Source organism: Taklimakanibacter lacteus, assembly GCA_003576695.1.
GTDB classification, from domain to species: Bacteria; Pseudomonadota; Alphaproteobacteria; order Rhizobiales; family Aestuariivirgaceae; genus Taklimakanibacter; species Taklimakanibacter lacteus.
Window position 1 is genome coordinate 1 of sequence record QOZQ01000016.1, and the last position, 19,238, is coordinate 19,238.

Annotated in this window: 17 protein-coding genes; 13 read left to right on the forward strand and 4 right to left on the reverse strand. The window is 62.8% G+C overall.

Translation table 11 applies throughout. The annotated features are described in order from the left end of the window. Positions 1 to 473: 473 nt before the first annotated feature. The 4 genes from mtnK to DT068_RS26075 all read right to left on the reverse strand — a co-directional run bounded on the left by mtnK (position 474) and on the right by DT068_RS26075 (position 5,952). Positions 474 to 1,736 (reverse strand): S-methyl-5-thioribose kinase, encoded by a 1,263-nt coding sequence (gene mtnK / locus DT068_RS26060; RefSeq protein ID WP_119392834.1) that lies wholly within the window; start codon positions 1,734 to 1,736, stop codon positions 474 to 476. 93 nt (positions 1,737 to 1,829) lie between these two features. After that, positions 1,830 to 2,855: an ABC transporter permease gene (locus DT068_RS26065; protein WP_119392835.1), complete on the reverse strand. Its 1,026-nt coding sequence runs from the start codon at positions 2,853 to 2,855 to the stop codon at positions 1,830 to 1,832. A gap of 316 nt (positions 2,856 to 3,171) precedes the next feature. Beyond that, complete coding sequence (locus tag DT068_RS26070) at positions 3,172 to 4,674, reverse strand: sugar ABC transporter ATP-binding protein (protein WP_162914471.1); 1,503 nt, start codon at positions 4,672 to 4,674, stop codon at positions 3,172 to 3,174. A gap of 270 nt (positions 4,675 to 4,944) precedes the next feature. After that, positions 4,945 to 5,952: a sugar ABC transporter substrate-binding protein gene (locus DT068_RS26075; RefSeq protein ID WP_119392836.1), complete on the reverse strand. Its 1,008-nt coding sequence runs from the start codon at positions 5,950 to 5,952 to the stop codon at positions 4,945 to 4,947. A 245-nt stretch (positions 5,953 to 6,197) separates the two neighbouring features. On the opposite strand from DT068_RS26075, the gene DT068_RS26080 reads away from it, so the two are divergent. From DT068_RS26080 to DT068_RS26135, 13 genes are all read left to right on the forward strand, one after another. Further along, positions 6,198 to 6,698, forward strand: a complete 501-nt coding sequence (locus DT068_RS26080) for a VOC family protein (protein ID WP_368905226.1) — start codon at positions 6,198 to 6,200, stop codon at positions 6,696 to 6,698. A gap of 22 nt (positions 6,699 to 6,720) precedes the next feature. Continuing rightward, entirely contained in the window at positions 6,721 to 7,320 is a 600-nt protein-coding gene (wrbA, locus tag DT068_RS26085) for an NAD(P)H:quinone oxidoreductase (RefSeq protein ID WP_119392838.1), read from the forward strand. A 198-nt stretch (positions 7,321 to 7,518) separates the two neighbouring features. Further along, positions 7,519 to 9,003, forward strand: a complete 1,485-nt coding sequence (glpK, locus tag DT068_RS26090; RefSeq protein WP_119392839.1) for a glycerol kinase GlpK — start codon at positions 7,519 to 7,521, stop codon at positions 9,001 to 9,003. Between the two features lie 152 nt (positions 9,004 to 9,155). Next, positions 9,156 to 9,593 (forward strand): antitoxin Xre/MbcA/ParS toxin-binding domain-containing protein, encoded by a 438-nt coding sequence (locus DT068_RS26095; protein ID WP_119392840.1) that lies wholly within the window; start codon positions 9,156 to 9,158, stop codon positions 9,591 to 9,593. Then, complete coding sequence (locus DT068_RS26100) at positions 9,590 to 10,276, forward strand: RES family NAD+ phosphorylase (protein ID WP_119392841.1); 687 nt, start codon at positions 9,590 to 9,592, stop codon at positions 10,274 to 10,276. The genes DT068_RS26095 and DT068_RS26100 overlap by 4 nt, the downstream gene beginning before the upstream one ends. A gap of 82 nt (positions 10,277 to 10,358) precedes the next feature. Continuing rightward, positions 10,359 to 11,603: a BtaA family protein gene (locus DT068_RS26105; RefSeq protein WP_119392842.1), complete on the forward strand. Its 1,245-nt coding sequence runs from the start codon at positions 10,359 to 10,361 to the stop codon at positions 11,601 to 11,603. 1 nt (position 11,604) lies between these two features. Beyond that, the gene (locus DT068_RS26110) at positions 11,605 to 12,264 is read left to right on the forward strand and encodes a class I SAM-dependent methyltransferase (protein ID WP_119392843.1); all 660 of its coding nucleotides are present in this window, start codon (positions 11,605 to 11,607) and stop codon (positions 12,262 to 12,264) included. Between the two features lie 173 nt (positions 12,265 to 12,437). Continuing rightward, complete coding sequence (locus DT068_RS26115) at positions 12,438 to 13,130, forward strand: MarC family protein (RefSeq protein ID WP_119392844.1); 693 nt, start codon at positions 12,438 to 12,440, stop codon at positions 13,128 to 13,130. A gap of 9 nt (positions 13,131 to 13,139) precedes the next feature. After that, on the forward strand, positions 13,140 to 13,970 hold the full coding sequence (locus DT068_RS26120) for a hormone-sensitive lipase (RefSeq protein WP_119392845.1): 831 nt from the start codon (positions 13,140 to 13,142) through the stop codon (positions 13,968 to 13,970). A 32-nt stretch (positions 13,971 to 14,002) separates the two neighbouring features. Then, positions 14,003 to 14,131, forward strand: a complete 129-nt coding sequence (locus DT068_RS28465) for a hypothetical protein (protein ID WP_368905230.1) — start codon at positions 14,003 to 14,005, stop codon at positions 14,129 to 14,131. A gap of 84 nt (positions 14,132 to 14,215) precedes the next feature. Beyond that, positions 14,216 to 16,246 (forward strand): oxidoreductase, encoded by a 2,031-nt coding sequence (locus DT068_RS26125; RefSeq protein ID WP_119392846.1) that lies wholly within the window; start codon positions 14,216 to 14,218, stop codon positions 16,244 to 16,246. Beyond that, on the forward strand, positions 16,243 to 17,757 hold the full coding sequence (locus DT068_RS26130) for a trimethylamine methyltransferase family protein (RefSeq protein ID WP_119392847.1): 1,515 nt from the start codon (positions 16,243 to 16,245) through the stop codon (positions 17,755 to 17,757). Before DT068_RS26125 ends, DT068_RS26130 begins: the two co-directional genes overlap by 4 nt. A gap of 314 nt (positions 17,758 to 18,071) precedes the next feature. Next, complete coding sequence (locus DT068_RS26135) at positions 18,072 to 19,214, forward strand: calcium-binding protein (RefSeq protein ID WP_119392848.1); 1,143 nt, start codon at positions 18,072 to 18,074, stop codon at positions 19,212 to 19,214. The last annotated feature ends 24 nt before the right edge of the window (positions 19,215 to 19,238 follow it).

The window sequence follows — 19,238 nt, forward strand, 5'->3', positions numbered from 1 at the left end:
CTGTCGTTAGTTCCTCGGAGATCCATCGCAGCCTCCATTCGACAGGAATCCCACAACTAACTGATTCTCTGAGACTTTAGTCCGTGACCTTCTGACTCAGTAATGAAAAACGAGTGGTTTATTGATAGAGGCAGGGAATGTTTCCTCAATGCCCGCCATCTCGTAGACGGTCGGATACAGGGAATTACAGGGAATTACAGGGAATTTTCGCAAAAACGGCAACAGCTCCGAAGAAAATCCAACTCTGTCAAAGTCTTGAGATTTTTGCATCGCCAGGAACAGGGAATTCCGTTTCGCTGCTACAGGGAAATATCCAAGCGGGGCTTGCGGATTTTAGGTTCGTCATAATTTCCTAGACATCTGCTTTAAACTCACAGGCCCGCGCGGGACGAGGCGCTTCGCTCAGTGGCGGCACGCATCAGTCGATCATGGATTTTTCCAAATCGCACGGCCTGGCCCGCAATCGCAAGGGTCTAATGCGCCGCGAAGATCCCGCGCGCGGCGCTGGTGACGTCACTGATGCCGGTGAATTTATCGGCTTCGATAATAAGCCGGTGTGCCAGGGTCAGCGCCTTGATCTCGCATCTGGCGCGCCTTGCCTCGTCCTGAATGCTTTCGAGATCCTCCGTATGGGCGAGGCCTAGTATGCGGCGGATCATCTTGATGCCGGCAAAGGAGACCGAATCGACGAAGAGCGCGCGCATGAAGCGGTCCTTCTCGGCGGCGAAGGCGGCGGCTCCCGGCGCATCGGTGAAGAGCTCGGGCATATAGGCATCGCCCGATTTGCTGGCGTCCCACAGCTCGCGGAAGCGCTTGGCGAAGAGCCGCCAGACCTGCTCGGTCTGGACCAGGATCCAGTGCCGGTAGGAGGTGCGTGATCCCGGTCGTCCCTCATGGCCTTCCTGCGAATAATAGGCGATCAGCAGGTTGCCGAGCACGGCGCCGACATCGAAGCCGATCGGGCCCATGAAGGCGAATTCCGGGTCGATGACGCGCGTATCCTCAGGGGTGAGCATGATCGAGCCGGTATGGAGATCGCCATGGATCATCGCCTCGGGCGAGGTGAGGAACTGCAGCTTGCGCCTCTGGACGGCGACCTTCAGCGCCGCATCGGCGCGGAACCGGGCAGCGATCTCGTCGAGATAGGGCGCCGTCCAGCGGTTGAGCTTCGCCACGCGATAGGGATCGGTGAAGACCAGGTCCTCGGTGATCTTGCACAATTCGATATTGTCGGCGAAGGCCCAGATGCGGCGCTTGTGCTCGGCCGCCGGCACCGCGAGGGCCGATGTCTTGAACAGGGTCTGCGCCATGAATTCGGCGATATGGCCGGCGAAACGCGGATATTCGATGCCGCGGATGAGGCCCTTGCGCATGATGATATGCGGGGTGAGATACTCCATCACGATCAGCGCCAGGTTGCGGTCGTAATGAAAGATCTTCGGCACCAGCTTCGGCACATGCTTGGTCTGCTCGACCAGCGCCAGATGCTCGTAATAGGACCGCGACAGCGGCAGAGGCCAGGAATCGCCGACCAGGCGCACATAGGGCAGAGCCTGCTTGACGATGACGGCACCCCGCGGGCCCCCGACGATGAAGACGAGATTGAGATTGCCGTCGCCGACCTCCTGCACCGACCATTGCGAGAAATCGCCGCCCAGCCGCTCGCTCACTTCTTTCAGCGGCGCCAGCACGCCCGGCAAGGTGCCGTCATTCAGGGGACGATAGGCTGTCGACATGGGCTCTCAGTCAGTTTCTGCTGCTGGGACGGAATGTGCGGCAAGGCCGGGAGATTCGGCAAGAGGTCTGAACCCGCCGGATCCGGCTCGGATTCAGGGCGCGGCCGAGCGCGAGACGCGCAGGCGCTCGGCATAGATGTTGATGATGAGGGCCGCCAGCAGGATGAGACCGCGGATCAGGATCTTGAGGAAGCTGTCGATATTGATGTGATCGAGGCCGTTATTGAGGACGCCGAGCACGAACAGGCCGATGATGGTGTTGCCGATGCCGCCGCGCCCGCCGAACAGGCTGGTGCCGCCGACCACGACGGCGGCGATGGCATCGAGCAGGTAGGTGCCGAACTCGTTCTGCTGGGCGCTGCCGAAATAGGCGACACCCAGCATGCCGGCCAAGCCTGAGCAGAAGGCCGAGATCATCAGGACGGCGGCGATGATGAGCTTGACATTGACGCCCGAATATTCGGCCGCCTCGCGATTGCCGCCCACCATATAGATATAGCGCCCGAAGCGGGTATAGGTGAGCACGACATGGCCGATGAGCAGCGCCAAGGCCGCGACGATGATCAGCCAGGGAATGCCGAAGATCGAGCCTGCACCCAGCTTGCCGATAAGCCAGGGCACGTTATAGGCGATCTGGCCCCTGACCAGCATGGCGCTGATGCCATCGCAGATCTGCATCATGGCGAGCGTCATGATGAAGGAGGGGATGCCGATCCGGGTGACGCCCATGGCGGTGATGCCGCCCAACGCCAGGCAGGTAAAGATCGCCAGGATGATGGCGAAGCCGCCGGCCAGCGGGATATTGGCGATGTTGACGCTCGCATCCTGCAAGGTGAAGAAGGCGACGACGATGCCGGTCGCATTGGCGACGCTCGCCACGCTCAGATCGATCTCGGCGGTGAGGATGACGAAGGTCAGGCCGACGGCGATGATGGCGGTGATCGACACCTGCTGCAGGATGTTCTGCATGTTGCCGAAGGACAGGAAGGACGACGAGGCAAAGCTGAAGAAGACGACGAGGAAGAGCAGCGTCAGGAAAGGCGCGATATTGCCCAGCTGGTTGCGGAACCAGTGGCCGGCCGTCAGCCGGGGCGCCTTTACTTCCGAAGTCGACGTCATGAACTCATCCTTCCAAACTCAGTCATCCCTACTGTGCGCCCAGGCGAGCCTTTTACCCTCGCCCTGCAAGCGAAGCGCAGCGGGGAGAGGGTAGGGGCCCACCGCGTAGCGGTGGGAAGGGTGAGGGGCAATGGGCGGCGCAGAACTGCATTTTCTTCTTGATCGAAGGATCGAGCCCACTTCCCAGCGGGCCCCTCACCTTCCCATTGCTTCGCAATGGGCCCCTTCCTCTCCCCGCTGAAGCGGGGCGAGGGGAGGGCGGCAATCCCGATACGATGTGCAACTTGCATGTAACAGTCTTCAATCATTCCAGATATCAAGCTGCCGCCAGCAGCTTGTCCTTGCTGATCGTCTCGTCGGCGAATTCCTGCGAGACCGTCCCTTTGCGCATCACGATGACCCGGTCGGCGAGGGAGAGCACCGTCTCGGGCTCGGTCGAGATTACTATGATCCCGACGCCCTGGTCGCGCAAATTCTTGACGATCCTGACCACATCCTCCTTGGCGCCGACATCCATGCCGCGGGTCGGCTCGCTGAGGATCAACACCTTGGGCAGGTAGGTCAGCCATTTGGCGACGGCGACCTTCTGCTGGTTGCCGCCCGAGAGATGGCCGAGCAGCGCCTCGGTTCCCGGCGTCTTGATGCTCAGCCGGTCGATATGACCGCGGGCGATCTCACGCTCGGCGTCGGGCTTGAGCCACAGCCTCGACAGGCGGTCGAGAATGGCGATCGAGACGTTCTTGTAGATGGGCTCGTGATGGAACAGCATGCTGCGCCGGCTTTCCGGCACATAGGCGATGCCGGCCTCGGCCGCCTGGGCGGTGTTCCTGAGCTTGCGCGCTTCGCCTGCGATGGTGAGGGAGCCATTGTCGCATTTGAGCTTGCCGAACAGAGCGCGGGCGAGCTCGATCTGGCCACAACCCATGAAGCCATAGATACCGAGAATCTCGCCTGCCTTGACGGTGAGGCTCACATCCTGGAAGCTGCCTTCCTTGCTCAAGCCCTGCGCCTCGAGAACGGTCTTCGCATCCTTGGGACTGGCCAGAGCGACATCGCCCAGATAGCTCGATTCCAGCTCCTCATGGCCCTTGCCGATCATGCGCTGGATGACCCAGGCCTTGTCGATCTCAGGCGTAACCTGCGCGGTGACGACCTTGCGGCCATTGCGGAAGACGGTGACCTGGTCGGCGATGGCGAGCACGTCCTCGAGGAAATGCGAGATGAAGATGATGCTGTTGCCCTCATCGCGCAATTTGCGCAGCGAGCGGAACAGGCGTTCGATCTCGGGCGGCGAGAGGGCCGAGGTCGGCTCGTCCAGGATGATGATGCTGGCGCCGGAGAACAGCACGCGCGAGAGCTCGACGAGCTGCTGGATGCCGATGGGGAGCTCGCCCAAAGTGATCCGGGGATCGAGCTCGAGGCCGAGCTTCTTCAATTGCTCGCGCGCACCCCTGGCCATTGCCGGCCAGTCGACGGCGCCGAGCCTGGTGACGGGCTGGACGCCGAGATAGACATTTTCCGCGACAGTGAGCTGCGGCACGACGCTCAATTCCTGATGCACCATGCCGATGCCGTGCCTGAGCGCATCGCGGGCGGAATGGAAATGGACGGGTGCGCCATCGAGCAGCATTTCGCCCTCGAAGCCCGCATGCACGCCGGCGATGATCTTCATCAGGGTGGACTTGCCGGCGCCGTTCTCGCCGACCAGCGCATGGATCTCGCCACGGCGCAAAGTGAAATCCACACCCCGAAGCGCTTCGACACCGCCGAAGGACTTCGAGATGTGGGACATTTTCAGCCTTATGTCGGCTTCAGTCATTTCCTACCTCCAGCATTCTCCTTCTCCTGCGCGGAGCGTGGGAGAAGGTGGCCGAAGGCCGGATGAGGGCTCTTTCGCGCAAAGTGTACTGATCTCAACGATTATTTCCTGCTGAAACAAAGAGCCCTCACCCACCCTCTCGCCTTCGCGAAGCCCAGGTTTCGACCCGACAGAGCAGATAATTTCTGCTTCGGCGGAGCAAGGTCGGGCACCCTCTCCCATTGCTTCGCAACAGGAGAGGGGGAAAATCGGAGAGGGCTCGCGCAATCCTCAGATCAGGAACTGCTCCTCCATCCAGGCCATGCCGGCGGCATTGTCCTTGGTGACGACCGGGCCGTCGGTGATGATGTGCTTCGGGATGCCTTCGCCGGTCTTGGTGCCATGCACGACGGCGGAGACGCCGGCAATGATGGCGCCGCCATGGATGCGGCAAGACGGGTTGCGCACGGTCGCGTACATGCGGCCGTCGGAAACCGCGGCGATGGCGGGCGGCATGGCATCGACGCCACCGATGAGGATGCCCTCACGGCCCTTGGCCTTCATCACATTGTGGGCGGCGAGCGCCATGTCGTCATTGTGGAAGAAAGCGGCATCGATCTGGGGATGCTTGGTAAGCAATGTCTCCCAGATGCGGGCGACCTTGGTCACGTCCCAATCGGCCGGCTGCTCGTCGAGAACCTCCATGTCGGGGAATTTCTCGATCACCGACTTGAAGCCCTTGGCACGGCCCTGCGCACCCGTATGCCCGAGCGCGCCCTGGGTCATGATGATCTTGCCCTTGCCGCCCAGCTTGTTGACGAGAGCCTGGGTCACCGAAGCGCCCATGAACTCGTTGTCGGGGGCGAGGAAGGTGTGGACATTGATCGTGTCGAGCGGGGCGATCAGCGTATCGAGATCCATGACCGGAATGCCGGCGTCGATCATCTTGTTGACGGGCGCCGTCAGCGTGCCGATGCCGAAAGCCTGGATGGCGACGAAATCCCACTGCTGGGAGGCCATGTTGTCGATGGCGGCGCGCTGCTTCACGGCGTCGAGCTGGCCGTCGAACCAGGTGACTTCGACATTGAAGAGCTTGCCCCAATATTCGGCCGCCTGCTTGCCCTGCGCGCACCAGGTGGCCTGGAGGCCGGCATTGGAGAAAGCCGCCTTCAGCGGCTTCTCGGATTTGCCCGCTTCCTTGGCGAGAGCCGCGAGAGACGGCGAGAACAGCCCGGCAGCACCCGCTACCGTGGCATATTTCAAGAGATCGCGACGGGACTGCACTGTTTTGTCCGACATAGGGGTTCCTCCATTTGGCGTCAGGGACATATTTGTCATACTTATTGTTTTGGTGATTTTATAAAGTGAGATTTCGGCTTTGCCTAGAGCGCGATGAGAAAAAAGAGATTGCCTGTTTTGGCGGCAATTCCGCGTCCTGCGCGATGAGTGCACACAATGCATGCGCGCACAAAGTCGCTCTTGAAAATCCTGACGCATTGGTCTATCTGTTCTGTAACTTTGTTTGTTACAAATTGGAGAGACCAGTGGCTGCGACGGAAAATGCACGCATTGCCGCGGGAACGCGCATCGGCCATGTGCATCTGAAAGTGGCGAATATCGACCGCGCGTTGCAATTCTATTGCGGCGTGCTCGGTTTCGAGCTCATGCAGAAATATGGCAGCCAGGCCGCCTTCATCTCGGCCGGCGGCTATCATCATCATATCGGCCTCAATAGCTGGGAGAGTGCGGGCGGATCGCCGCCGCCCCCCGGCACCACGGGCCTCTATCATCTTGCCATCCTCTATCCGACGCGCGCCGATCTGGCCGATGCGCTGAAGCGGCTCGCCGCTCATGGCATCGCGCTCGACGGGGCTTCCGATCATGGCGTCAGCGAGGCGCTTTATCTGCGCGATCCGGATGAGAACGGTGTCGAGCTCTATGTCGACCGGCCAGCCGACCAGTGGCCGCGCAATCAAGACGGCTCGCTCGCCATGGGAACACGGCGGCTCGACCTCGAAGACCTGCTGCGTTCCGCGAAGAACTGAATTTCAATCCAAAGGGGTTACAATGACCAAAGTCCTGGTGCTCTATTATTCCGCCTATGGCCATATCGAACAGATGGCCTATGCCGCCGCCGAAGGCGCCAAATCGGCCGGTGCAGAAGTCGACGTCAAGCGCGTGCCGGAGCTGGTGCCCGCCGATGTCGCCAAGTCATCCGGCTTCAAGCTCGACCAGAAGGCGCCGATCGCCTCGGTCGACGATCTGCCGAAATACGATGCCATCATCTTCGGCTCGGGAACGCGCTTCGGCAATGTCACCGCGCAACTGCGCAATTTCATGGACCAGACCGGCGGCCTGTGGGCCAAGGGGGCGCTGATCGGCAAGGTCGGCTCGGTCTTCACGTCCTCCGCCACCCAGCATGGCGGGCAGGAATCGACGATCCTCTCCTTCATCCCCACGCTCATGCATCAGGGCATGGTCATTGTCGGCCTGCCTTACTCCTTCGCCGGACAGTCGGGTGTCGATGAGATCAAGGGCGGCTCGCCCTATGGCGCCTCGACCATCACCCATTCGGATGGCAGCCGCCAGCCTTCGGCGGTCGAGCTCGAAGGGGCGCGGTTCCAGGGCCGGCATGTCGCGCAGATCGCGGCCAAGCTCGCGAAGTAAGCAGGCAAATCCTTGGTTGGCGCGTGATCGGACGGAAAACCGGCATCCACTTTTCCTGATCACGCGCTCTATCTCATCTCTTTGTTTGCGCATCGGGTTATCCGAAAACCGCTTCGCACTTTTCGGCCCGATGCTCTAAGGGTTGACCTCGGCGGTCAACCCCATGAAACTCGCCTCTCAAAAAGGGGAGTTTTTTTCATGGCGTCATATCTGCTTGCCGTCGACCAGGGCACCACATCGACGCGCAGCATCCTGTTCCGGCCCGACCTCTCGGTTGCCGCCGTCGGCCAGCAGGAATTCGCCCAGCATTTTCCGACCTCCGGCTGGGTGGAGCATGAGCCCGAAGACCTGTGGCGGACGACGGTCGAGACGATCAAGGCGGCCATCGCCAAGGCTTCGGCGCGGCTGGAAGAGGTGGCCGCCATCGGCATCACCAATCAGCGCGAGACTACGCTCATCTGGGAGCGCAAGACCGGCAAGCCCATCCACAAGGCGATCGTCTGGCAGGACCGGCGCACCGCCGATTTCTGCGCCGGTCTCAAGAGGGAAGGGCATGAATCAAGCTTCACGGCCAAGACGGGACTGCTGCTCGATCCTTATTTCTCCGGCACCAAGATCGCCTGGCTGCTCGATAACGTGCCCGATGCGCGCCGGAAGGCGGAAGCGGGCGAGCTGGCCTTCGGCACCGTCGACTGTTTCCTGCTGTGGCGGCTCACCGGCGGGCGCGTGCATGCGACCGATGCGACCAATGCCTCGCGCACTCTTCTGTTCGATATCCATCGCGGCCAATGGGATGACGAATTGTGCCGCCTGTTGCGGGTGCCCAGGTCGCTGCTGCCGGAGGTGCGCGATTCCTCGGGCGATTTCGGCGCGACCGAGGCTTCGCTCTTCGGGCGCTCCATTCCGATCAAGGGCATTGCCGGCGACCAGCAGGCGGCGACCGTCGGCCAGGCCTGCTTCACGCCCGGCATGCTCAAATCGACCTATGGCACGGGCTGCTTCGCGCTTCTCAATACAGGGGCTTCGCCCGTCGCGTCGCGCAACCGGCTCCTCACCACCATCGCCTATCAGCTCAACGGCAAGCGCAGCTATGCGCTCGAAGGGGCGATCTTCATTGCCGGCGCCGCGGTGCAGTGGCTGCGCGACGGGCTCAAGATCATCGACAGCGCGCAGAAGACCGGCACGCTTGCGGCGCAAGCCGATGACGAGCAGCAGGTCTATCTGGTTCCTGCCTTTGTCGGCCTGGGCGCGCCTTACTGGAAGCCCGAGCTGCGCGGCGCGCTCTTCGGGCTGACGCGCGCCACGGGGCCGGCGGAACTGGCCCGCGCCGCGCTCGAAGCCGTGTGCTACCAGACACGCGACCTCCTCGAAGCGATGCAGGGCGACTGGGGCGGCAAGGCCAGCACGATCCTCAGAGTCGATGGCGGCATGGTCGCTTCCGACTGGACCATGCAGTGCCTGGCCGACATCCTCGATGCGCCGGTCGACCGGCCGCAAGTGCTCGAGACGACGGCGGTGGGGGCGGCCTATCTCGCCGGCCTTGCGCAAGGCCTGTGTCCGGTCCCCGAAGAGTTCGCCAAGGGCTGGAAGCTCGAGAGGCGGTTCACGCCGAAGATGGCGGCAGGACTCAGGGAACAGAAATATGGCGGATGGAAAGAGGCGGTGCGGAAGCTGTTGAGCTAGCGCCGCATCTATCTGCCTCTCCCCCTGAGAGGAAAAATATCATAAGAATCATATAGTTGCGGTGGGATTCGGAGTCCCGCCCCGCGTCTTATACAGGTTGCTTGCAATCTCCTGATTTGAATAATATATTCTCCTAAACAGGAGAATATCAGATGGCTCTCGACTATGACTACCCGGCAACCGGTTACAAACTCTCGCCACTGGTGGACCTTACCGCAAAGTCGGAACGCGAAAGGCTGAGCCCATCGGCGGTGCGGGCCTTCTTCAACATAATGAACCGTTGGGGTGTCCGCGATGAAGACGCCCGGATGCTCCTCGGCGGTATCTCCAATGGGCCGTTTTATGAGATGAAGAAAAAGTCAGAGCGTGTGCTCGACATCGACCGGCTGCAGCGGGTTTCGTATCTCGTCGGCATTTTCAAGGCGCTCAATGTGCTCTATTCGGAGAAGCTGGCCGATGCCTGGATACAGCTTCCGAACAGCAATCGGATCTTCGGGGGCCAGACGCCGCTCGCCTATATGATCAGGGGTGGCCTTCCAGCCATGCAAATCGTGCGCCGCCTGCTCGATGCCCGTCGAGGCGGCATGTGAGCCTGCCTGCGATTTCTCTCCTTCGCCGGTACGACACGCACCGTCTAATCCCCTCCAAATACAGCCAGGGCGGCGACAGCGTACTGGCGCGGATCGCCGACGACGATGCGCATCTGCGCGATATCTTCGATCTCGATCATGCGACCAACGAGCGGCTTCTTGCGGAGAACGATCGTCTTCCCGGCATCGATACGCACGAACTTGTCTTTGGCGTGCCATATTATCGGATCGTCAATGCCGCCTTTTGTCATGCGCATCCTCTCGGCAGCCGGTTCAATGATCCCGATCGCGGTGCCTGGTACGCGGCATTCGAAGTGGAGAGCGCACGGGCGGAAGTGGCCTTTCACAAAGCGGTGGAGCTTGCCGAAGTCGGCTGGTTTCACGAAGAAGCGACATATGACGACTATCTCGCAGACTTCAGCGCTGACTTCCACGACATACGGGATGACAAGGCGTTTGCGGATTGTCTTGCGGCCGACAGCTATGTCGCGTCGCAAGGACTTGCGCGGCAGTTGCTCGCCGCCGGCTCCCTCGGCGTGGTCTATCCAAGCGTTCGAAAGCAAAGTGGAACCTGTCTCGCCTGCTTCCGCCCGGCGCTCGTCATGAATGTACGCAAGGACGCCACTCATGTTTTTCGTTGGGAAGGCAGGGCGGAGCCTGTCATCTCCACTGCGAAAGGGTGACGTAGCTTCTCTGTCATATGCCAGTCATGGAAACGCAGCATAGGCTTTTGCGGATCTGATGCCATGACGGAGAGAATCAGCGATGACTGCCATAACCGCCGACAGTGAGCTTTCCTCTGCCGACGCCCTCAAAGCAGCCGTCCACCAGCACCGGGCCATATCGCTCAATGGCATGCTCGAAAGGCTGTTCACCATGGCCTTTGGCGGGCTCGTCTATCCGCAGATCTGGGAAGACCCGGTCGTTGATCTCGATGCCATGGAGCTTCAGGAGAACCACCGCATCATCACCATCGCGTCGGGCGGCTGCAACGCGCTTTCCTACATGACCGCCAGGCCCGAAAGCCTCATCGCCGTCGATCTCAATCCCGCCCATATCGCGCTGACCCGGCTCAAGCTCGCCGCGGCCCGCCATCTGCCCGTCTATGAGCAGTTCCGCCGCTTCTTCGCCGATGCCGACAGCCATGCCAACACCTCCGCCTATCGCACCTGGCTCAGGCCCCATCTCGATGCCGACACGCAGCGTTATTGGGACAAGAAGCGGGTCAATGGCCGCCCGCGCATCGACATGTTCGCCAAGCGCTTCTACCGCCATGGCCTGCTCGGCCGCTTCATCGGCGTCGCCCATCTGGTGGCGCGCCTGTATGGCGTCCGCCCCGAGACCATCCTCAACATGGCCGATCTGGCCGAGCAGCGCATCTTCTTCGACGATCACATCGCGCCCATCTTCGACAAGCGCCTGGTGCGCTGGCTCACCGGCCGCAAGCTGTCGCTCTATGGCCTCGGCATCCCGCCGGCGCAGTATGAAAAGCTGGCCGGCGGGCGCACGATGTCGGAAGTGCTGATCGAGCGCCTGCGCAAGCTCGCCTGCGATTTTCCGCTGAACGAGAATTATTTCGCCTGGCAGGCCTTTGCCCGGCGCTACGATACGGGTGCGGAGGCGGCGCTGCCGCCCTATCTGCAGCGCGAGCATTTCTCCGCCATCAAGCGCGGCGCCGAGCGGATCACGCCCTTCCTCGGCTCGTTCACGGCCTGCCTTCAGGCCCATCCCGCTGAAAGCCTCGACCGCTATGTGCTGCTCGATGCGCAGGACTGGATGACGGACGAGCAGCTCACCGAGCTCTGGGGTGAGATCACCCGCACGGCGCGTCCCGGCGCCCGGGTCATCTTCCGCACCGCCGGCGAAGCGACGATCCTGCCCGGACGGGTCACGGCGGATATCCTCGACAAATGGACCTACGAGGCCGAGCGCTCGCGCATCCTGGGCTTCATGGACCGTTCCGCCATCTATGGCGGCTTCCATCTCTATCAGCTCAAGGCGCAAGACTGACATGGACGTCCGGCATGGCGACCTGATGGACCGCATCTATCGCCACCAGCGGCATATCTATGACCTGACGCGCAAATACTATCTGCTCGGGCGCGACGAGCTGATCGCGGCCCTGACGCCACCCGGCCAGGGCAGCGTGCTCGAGATCGGCTGCGGCACGGGACGCAATCTTCTGGCCGTGCGCCGGCGCTACCCGAAAGCGCATCTCTATGGCCTCGACATCTCGGAAGAGATGCTGGTCACGGCGCGGCAGAATTCTCTTGGCCGAAACATCGCCTATGCCAAGGCCGACGCGGCCGATTTCGACCCGATGGAGCTCTTCGGCGAGGCGAGCTTCGATCGCATCTTCATTTCCTACGCGCTATCGATGATCCCGTCCTGGCAGGCGGTGCTGGCCTCGGCCGCCAAGATGCTGGCGCCGGGGGGCGAGTTGCATGTGGTGGATTTCGGGCAACAGGAAAAGCTGCCGCGCGCGTTCCGTACCGCCTTGCGCGCATGGCTCGCCAAATTCCACGTGACGCCGAGAGCGCATTTGCGCGAGGTGGTCGAGCAACTGGCGCGGCAAAGCGGGGCCAAGGTCGAGTTCGCAGTCCTCAGGGGCGGCTATGCCTGGCGGCTCGTGCTGAGGCGGGCGACGATCGAAGAGCGTAGCGCGGCCTGAGGGGCACTCTCCTTAATTTCGTCACCCCGGCGAAAGCCGGGGCCCATTAAATGGGTGAAGCGCGGGCAGCGCCGCCCGGCTGATTCCAGTCAATGGGTCCCGGCTTTCGCCGGGATGACGGCACAAGTGCCGTCACTTGTAACTTCTCGCGAATTCATCTCTATTTGCCCCGCATGTGGGTGTTCAGCGGCACGATCGACAGTTTTCTCATCGCCTTTCCGGCGCTGTTCTCGATCGTCAATCCGCTCGGCATCGCGCTGATCTTCCACCAGGTGACGGCGGGCGCGAGCCCGTCCGAGCGGCGGGCGCTGGCCTGGCGGGTGGCGGCCTATTCACTGGGCGTCATGCTGGTCTCGCTGTGGGCGGGAGCGACGCTTATCGGCTTTTTCGGCGTGTCGCTTGCCGCACTCAGGGTCGCGGGCGGCCTCGTCGTGGCGGTGAGGGCCTGGGAGATGCTGTCGGCGCCGGAGCAGAATGAGGGCCGCAAGCAGGAGCAGGCGGCGAGCGCGCGCGGCACCAGCGATGAAGCCTTCTTTCCGCTGACCATGCCGCTCACCACCGGGCCCGGCACCATCTCGGTCGCCATTGCGCTGAGCGCCAACCAGCCCAAATACGCCCACACATTCGATCTCATACCGTTCTTTGCCGGCGTGTCCGGCGGCGCGCTGGCGGTCGCCCTCACTATCGGGCTCGTCTATGCTTCGGCCGACCGGGTCGTGTCACTGCTCGGCCAAGGCGGCTCGCGGGTGGTGACGCGCATGTCGGCCTTCCTGCTTCTGTGCATCGGCGTGCAGATCTGCCTCACCGGCGTGCAGGAGGCGCTGACACCGCTGTTCACCGCGCGCATCATGCCATCCCATGTGTAGGAGAGATGAATGATGTTTCCGGCCGTCACCGATTGGGATGATGCCTACACGAATGGCGCCCATATTGCGGGAGGCGACAGCTATCCGCCGCGCTGGGCGGAAGCGGCCGAAGGCTTCCGCCGGACCATGGCGGCGAGCGGACGGGCGCGGCTTGACCTCGCCTATGGTCCGAAGCCCCGCAACAAGCTCGATCTCTTCCTGCCGGAGGCCGCGCCGCGCGGTCTGTTCGTCTTCGTCCATGGCGGCTACTGGATGCGCTTCGACAAATCCTCCTGGTCGCATCTGGCCAAAGGCGCCGTCGAGCGCGGCTTCGCCGTGGCGATGCCGGCCTATACGCTGTGCCCGGAGATCCGCATCGGCGGCATCGTCCGCGAGATCGGCGATGCGATCGGCTTTGCGGCCAGGGAGATCGCAGGCCCGATCCATCTTGCCGGTCATTCGGCCGGCGGGCATCTCGTCTCGCGCATGCTGGCGGTGCCGAGCCCGCCTGGCGAAGAGGTCAGCTGGCGCATCGCCCATGTCGTGTCGATCTCGGGCGTGCATGATCTGCGACCGATCATGAAGACCCAGATGAACGCGACGCTGAAGATCGATGCGACAGAAGCCAAAGCGGAAAGCCCGTGCCTGCTCGAGCCCCGCCCCGATGCGAAGCTCACCTGCTGGGTAGGGGCGGGCGAGCGCGCCGAATTCATCCGGCAGAATGCGCTGCTGGCCAATGTCTGGCGCGGGCTGGGGGCCCAGACCGCCACCGTGGTCGAGGACAACCGCCACCATTTCAATGTGATCGACGGGCTTGCCGAAGCGGGCTCGCCGCTGACAAGAGCCTTATTCGCAACGTGATTGCCGCTTACACTGGTTTTCAGGAGGCGTTCATGACCAGCAACCCCAAACCGCAGGGCGTGCCGCCCAACGAGCCGCGCCCGATGCCGGCACCTGAGCCGCCGCGTCCTTCGCCCATACCTGGCAGCCAGCCGGAAGAGCCCAAGCCGCGGCCGAATTGAGCTTCGACCATTGCCGGGGAAGGCCCGGCAGGCCATTGCCTTTGCCCATTTCCTTGTTGTACATTCGTTCAACAAGGAAATGGCATGTTCAACCCCCGCTATGCAAGGCTGTTCGATGAGGTGAGGATCGGGCCGAAGACGGCGCCGAACCGCTTTTTCCAGACGCCGCATGCGAGCGGCATGGGCTGGCGGGCGCCCAAGGCCTCAGCCGCTCTGCGCGGCATCAAGGCAGAGGGTGGCTGGGGCGTGGTCTCGACCGAATATTGCTCGATCCACCCGTCGTCCGATGACTTTCCCTTCGGCTATCTCTCGCTGTGGGACGAGGACGATGTGCGGGCCCTGGCCAGGATCGCCGATGCCATCCATGAGCATGGCAGCCTCGCCGCGGTCGAGCTCTGGCATGGCGGCTTCCATGCCAATAACCGGCTGACGCGCGAGCCCTTGCTCTCGCCCTCCGGCCAGCGCGCCCATTTCATCCAGCCGATGGCGGCGCGTGCCATGGACAAGGCCGATATCGCCGAGTTCCGCGCCTGGCAGAGCGAGGCAGCGGCGCGCGCCAGGCGGGCAGGCTTCGATATCGTCTATGTCTATGCCGGCCATGATTATCTGCCGCTGCAGTTCCTGTCGCGGCGCACCAACCGGCGTCTCGACGAATATGGCGGCTCGATCGAGAACCGCACGCGGCTGATCAGCCAGATGATCGAGGATACGCGGGACGCCGTGAAGGGCGATTGCGCGGTGGCGCTTAGGCTCGCGGTCGATGAGCTGCACGGGCCCCGGGGCATCACCCATGACGGGGAAGCGCGCGACATCGTCGCCACGCTCGCCGAGCTTCCCGATCTCTGGGATGTGAATGTGGCGGGGGCACTCGGAAATGATTCCAGGAGCGCCCGCTTCTCGGATGAAGGTTTCCAGGAAAGCTATGTCGCCTTCGTCAAGAAGCTGACCACGAAGCCGGTCGTAGGCGTCGGGCGCTTCACCTCGCCCGACATGATGCTGAGCCAGCTCAGGCGCGGCATCCTCGATTTCATCGGGGCGGCGAGGCCCTCGATTGCCGATCCGTTCCTGCCCCTCAAGATCAGGGAGGGACGCGAGGACGAGATCCGCGAATGCATCGGCTGCAATATCTGCCGGGCGGCGAACAACGAGGCCGTGCCGATCCGCTGCACCCAGAATCCCACCATGGGCGAGGAATGGCGGCGCGGCTGGCATCCCGAGCAGATCGCGCCCGGACGCTCCGACAAGAGCGTGCTGGTGGTGGGCGCAGGTCCAGCCGGGCTTGAATGCGCCCTGGCGCTTGGCCGGCGCGGCCATCAGGTGGCGCTGGCCGAGGCCGGCCGGGAATTGGGCGGCCGCGTCCTGTTCGAGGCGCGCCTGCCGGGCCTCCAGAGCTGGATCCGGGTGCGCGACTGGCGCCAGCACATGATCGGCAAGCTCGCCAATATCTCGGTCTATCGCGAAAGCCCGATGACCGCGGGAGACATCGCGGATTTCGGGGCCGATCATGTCGTCCTCGCCACAGGCGGAAGCTGGCGGCGCGACGGCATTGGCGGAGCCGGCGAGGAACCGCTCGCGCTTGCCGATGATGAGATGATCTTCACCCCCGATGATCTCGACCGGCTGCCGGTGAAGCCTGCATCGATCGTCATTTATGACGATGATCACTATGCGGTGGGCAGCGCTTTGGCCGAGATGCTGCGGGCGAGGGGCCACAGAGTGACCTATGCCACGCCGCTGCCGGTCGTCTCGTCCTGGACGCAAATGACCGATGAGCAGGGATTCATCCAGGCACGGCTGATGACGATGGATGTCGGGCTCGTCCTGTCGCATCGTTTGATGGGTGTCGCCGGCGGAAAGCCGCAATTCGCCTGCATCCACACGGGACGGCCTTTGGAGCTTTCCTGCGATGCGCTGCTGCTGGTGACGGGCAGGGTGCCCCAGGATGCGCTCTATCACGCGCTCGCAGGCTTGATGCCCGACGGCGCGGTGAGCCGCATCGGCGACTGCCTGGCGCCGTCCCATATTGCCGATGCGGTGTTTTCCGGCCATCGCTTCGCGCGCGAATTCGGCGAGGACCGGACAGCCGTCCCCAGACGAGAAAGGCCAGAGCCATGAGCACGCCTGTGTCACGCCGCCGGCCGCGTCCGCAGCGGGTTCCGGGCGCGCTTCACCAGCGGCCCTGGAAGCAATTCACGCTGCCCTACCGGCCGATCGAAGTGCTGAGCGCCGACCAGGTGGAAGCGATCCATGACACGGCGCTCACCATCCTCGAAGAGATCGGCATGCGGGTGCTGGAACCCAAAGCGCGGGCGCTTTACGCCTCCGCCGGGGCGACAGTGGACGAGGCGGAGCTGCGTGTGCGCTTCGATCGCGCCATGATCACGGGGCTCGTCGCCAGGGCGCCGGCCGAATTCTCGCTCAAGGCGCGCAATCCCGCCAAGAATGTCAGGGTCGGCAACCGGCATGCGATCTTCTCCTCGGTCGGGGGACCTGCCTTTGTGAGCGATCTCGAGCGCGGCCGGCGCGCCGGCACCTATGCCGAGATGTGCGATTATCTCAGGCTCATCCAGTCGCTCGACATATTGCATCAGGAGGGCGGCGGTCCGTTCGAGCCGCTCGATCTGCCGGCCGAGACGCGCCATCTCGATCTCTACTATGCCGAGATCACTTTGCTCGACAAGAACTGGCAGCCGCAGGGGCTGGGCGCCGATCGCGCCATCGATGCGCTCGAAATGGCGGCGATCTCGTTCGGCACCACGCGCGAAGGGCTGATCGACGATCCGGTCTTCACCTGCGTGATCAACACCAACTCGCCGCTGCAACTCGACATACCGATGGCGGAAGGTCTCATGACCTTCGCCGAGCATGGGCAGTGCGTGATCGTGACGCCGTTCACGCTGGCGGGCGCCATGTCGCCGGTGACGCTGGCGGGCGCGCTCGCGCAGCAGCATGCCGAGGCGCTGGCCGGCATCGCGCTCACCCAGATCATCCGCCCCGGCGCTCCCGTGATGTATGGCGGCTTCACCTCCAATGTCGACATGAAGTCGGGCGCGCCCGCCTTCGGCACGCCCGAATATGCGCAGGCCGCGCAAGCCTCGGGCCAGCTGGCGCGCTTCATCGGCGTGCCCTTCCGCTCCAGCAATGTGACCGCCGCCAATGACGTCGATGCGCAGGCCGCCTATGAGAGCATGATGGCGCTGTGGGGCTCGATCATGGGCGGCGCCCATCTCGTGCTGCATGCGGCGGGCTGGCTCGGCGGCGGCCTCACCGCCTCCTTCGAGAAGCTGATCCTCGATGCCGACCTCCTGCAGATGATGGCGGCCTATTGCGAGCCTTTCCCGGTGACCGCCGAAACGCTGGCGCTCGATGCGGTGCGCGAGGTCGGCCCCGCCGGCCATTATTTCGGCACCGCCCACACGCTCGCGCGCTACGAGACGGCCTTCTACCAGCCGCTCATCTCGAACTGGGACAATCACGACACCTGGATCGAGCGCGGCCGCGAAACGGCGCCCGCCAAGGCCAACCGGATCTGGAAGCAGATGCTGAAGGAATATCAGCAGCCCGCCATCGACCCCGGAATAGACGAGGCGCTTCGCGAGTATGTAGCTCGACGCAAACGCGGATAGGACGAATTCCCGCCCTGATACCGCCCGCAAGTTCATTCAGATCCGGCCTGAACCCGGCGTGAACACGGCATAAATTCGCTGTTCATCGGGATTGCCGTATTGTCATGTTGTCCATTTGAAACATAGTGGAGAACGGTCGATGATTATCGCCATTTCCGGCGATGCCGACGGCGATGGCAATTCGGATTTCCGTATCGAAGCAGCGGAGTATTCGATCCCCATCGCGACAGATTTCGTCTTGTAACGCCTGTATGAGCGTTGCTCGTCCAGGCCCTCCGACGCGTCACTTTGGCTGCTAGCAACAGGAGGCAGACATGCTCGTGCTTGGAACTCCTACTGAAGGCCATGACTGGCTCATTGGCGATGAGGCGCCTGATTTCATTGGCGGTTGGGGCGGCGATGATCTGATCATGGGCGGTGGCGGCGATGACCTGCTGCTCGGCAATCACGGCAATGACATCATCGTGCCGGGCGCCGGCCTCGACAGCATCTGGGGCGGGTTCCTCACCGTCGATTCCGGCAGCGATACAGTATCCTACGTGTTCTATGGCAGCGGCGTCTTCGCCAGCCTCGAGCTCGGCTATGGCTACGAAATGTCCGCCGGAATGGCCGACAAGGACACCTATCACGGCTTCGAGAATCTCTCGGGATCAAGCCATAGCGATATTCTCGTCGGCGATGGCGGCGCCAACCGGCTCTATGGCAATGGCGGCGATGACTGGATCGTCGGCCGGGCGGGCGCAGATACGATGAGCGGCGGCACCGGCAATGACTTTCTCCATGGCGGCGCCGGCGGCGACAATCTCGATGGCGGCAGCGGCATCGATACCATCACCTATAGCGACTCGGCGTCCCATGTGCTCGTCAACCTGGCCAGCGGGACCGGGCTTTATGGCGATGCGCAAGGCGATGTCATCGAGGAAGTCGAGAATGTCCAGGGATCCGGCTACGATGATACGCTGATCGGCAATTCCGGCGCCAACAGGCTCATGGGCCTCAATGGCAGCGATACCCTGAACGGCTCGGGCGGCGATGACCGGCTCGAAGGCGGAAACGGCGCCGACACGCTCAATGGCGGTGCCAACAATGACACGCTGATCGGTGGCGCCAATCGCGACGTGATGACGGGCGGCAGCGGAGCCGACAAGTTTGCCTATTTCAGCACTAGCGAGACCGGCATCGGGCCCTCGGCGCGCGACCTGATCACCGATTTCAGCCGCGCTCAGGGCGACAAGATCGATCTTTCCGGCATCGATGCCAATGTGAACCTGGCCGGCAACCAGGCCTTCGTGTTCATCGGCGATGACGGTTTCAACGACGTTGCCGGCGAGCTGCATTATGGCCATGACGACGGCAACACCATCATTTCCGGCGACACGGATGGCGACGGCAATTCGGATTTCCGCATCGAAGTGGCGGGGATCTTCGATCCCATCGCATCAGATTTCGTCTTGTAGGTTGGCTGCTAGCAACACAGGAGG

What these genes read in the sequence shown, in the direction of transcription:
- wrbA (WP_119392838.1), top strand. Translation starts at nt 6,721, where the DNA reads ATGACCAAAGTCCTGGTGCTCTATTATTCCGCCTATGGCCATATCGAA.
- DT068_RS26095 (WP_119392840.1), top strand. Translation starts at nt 9,156, where the DNA reads ATGGCTCTCGACTATGACTACCCGGCAACCGGTTACAAACTCTCGCCA.
- DT068_RS26125 (WP_119392846.1), top strand. Translation starts at nt 14,216, where the DNA reads ATGTTCAACCCCCGCTATGCAAGGCTGTTCGATGAGGTGAGGATCGGG.
- DT068_RS26115 (WP_119392844.1), top strand. Translation starts at nt 12,438, where the DNA reads ATGTGGGTGTTCAGCGGCACGATCGACAGTTTTCTCATCGCCTTTCCG.
- DT068_RS26065 (WP_119392835.1), bottom strand. Translation starts at nt 2,855, where the DNA reads ATGACGTCGACTTCGGAAGTAAAGGCGCCCCGGCTGACGGCCGGCCAC.
- glpK (WP_119392839.1), top strand. Translation starts at nt 7,519, where the DNA reads ATGGCGTCATATCTGCTTGCCGTCGACCAGGGCACCACATCGACGCGC.
- DT068_RS26075 (WP_119392836.1), bottom strand. Translation starts at nt 5,952, where the DNA reads ATGTCGGACAAAACAGTGCAGTCCCGTCGCGATCTCTTGAAATATGCC.
- DT068_RS26130 (WP_119392847.1), top strand. Translation starts at nt 16,243, where the DNA reads ATGAGCACGCCTGTGTCACGCCGCCGGCCGCGTCCGCAGCGGGTTCCG.
- DT068_RS28465 (WP_368905230.1), top strand. Translation starts at nt 14,003, where the DNA reads ATGACCAGCAACCCCAAACCGCAGGGCGTGCCGCCCAACGAGCCGCGC.
- DT068_RS26070 (WP_162914471.1), bottom strand. Translation starts at nt 4,674, where the DNA reads ATGACTGAAGCCGACATAAGGCTGAAAATGTCCCACATCTCGAAGTCC.
- mtnK (WP_119392834.1), bottom strand. Translation starts at nt 1,736, where the DNA reads ATGTCGACAGCCTATCGTCCCCTGAATGACGGCACCTTGCCGGGCGTG.
- DT068_RS26135 (WP_119392848.1), top strand. Translation starts at nt 18,072, where the DNA reads ATGCTCGTGCTTGGAACTCCTACTGAAGGCCATGACTGGCTCATTGGC.
- DT068_RS26120 (WP_119392845.1), top strand. Translation starts at nt 13,140, where the DNA reads ATGATGTTTCCGGCCGTCACCGATTGGGATGATGCCTACACGAATGGC.
- DT068_RS26105 (WP_119392842.1), top strand. Translation starts at nt 10,359, where the DNA reads ATGACTGCCATAACCGCCGACAGTGAGCTTTCCTCTGCCGACGCCCTC.
- DT068_RS26110 (WP_119392843.1), top strand. Translation starts at nt 11,605, where the DNA reads ATGGACGTCCGGCATGGCGACCTGATGGACCGCATCTATCGCCACCAG.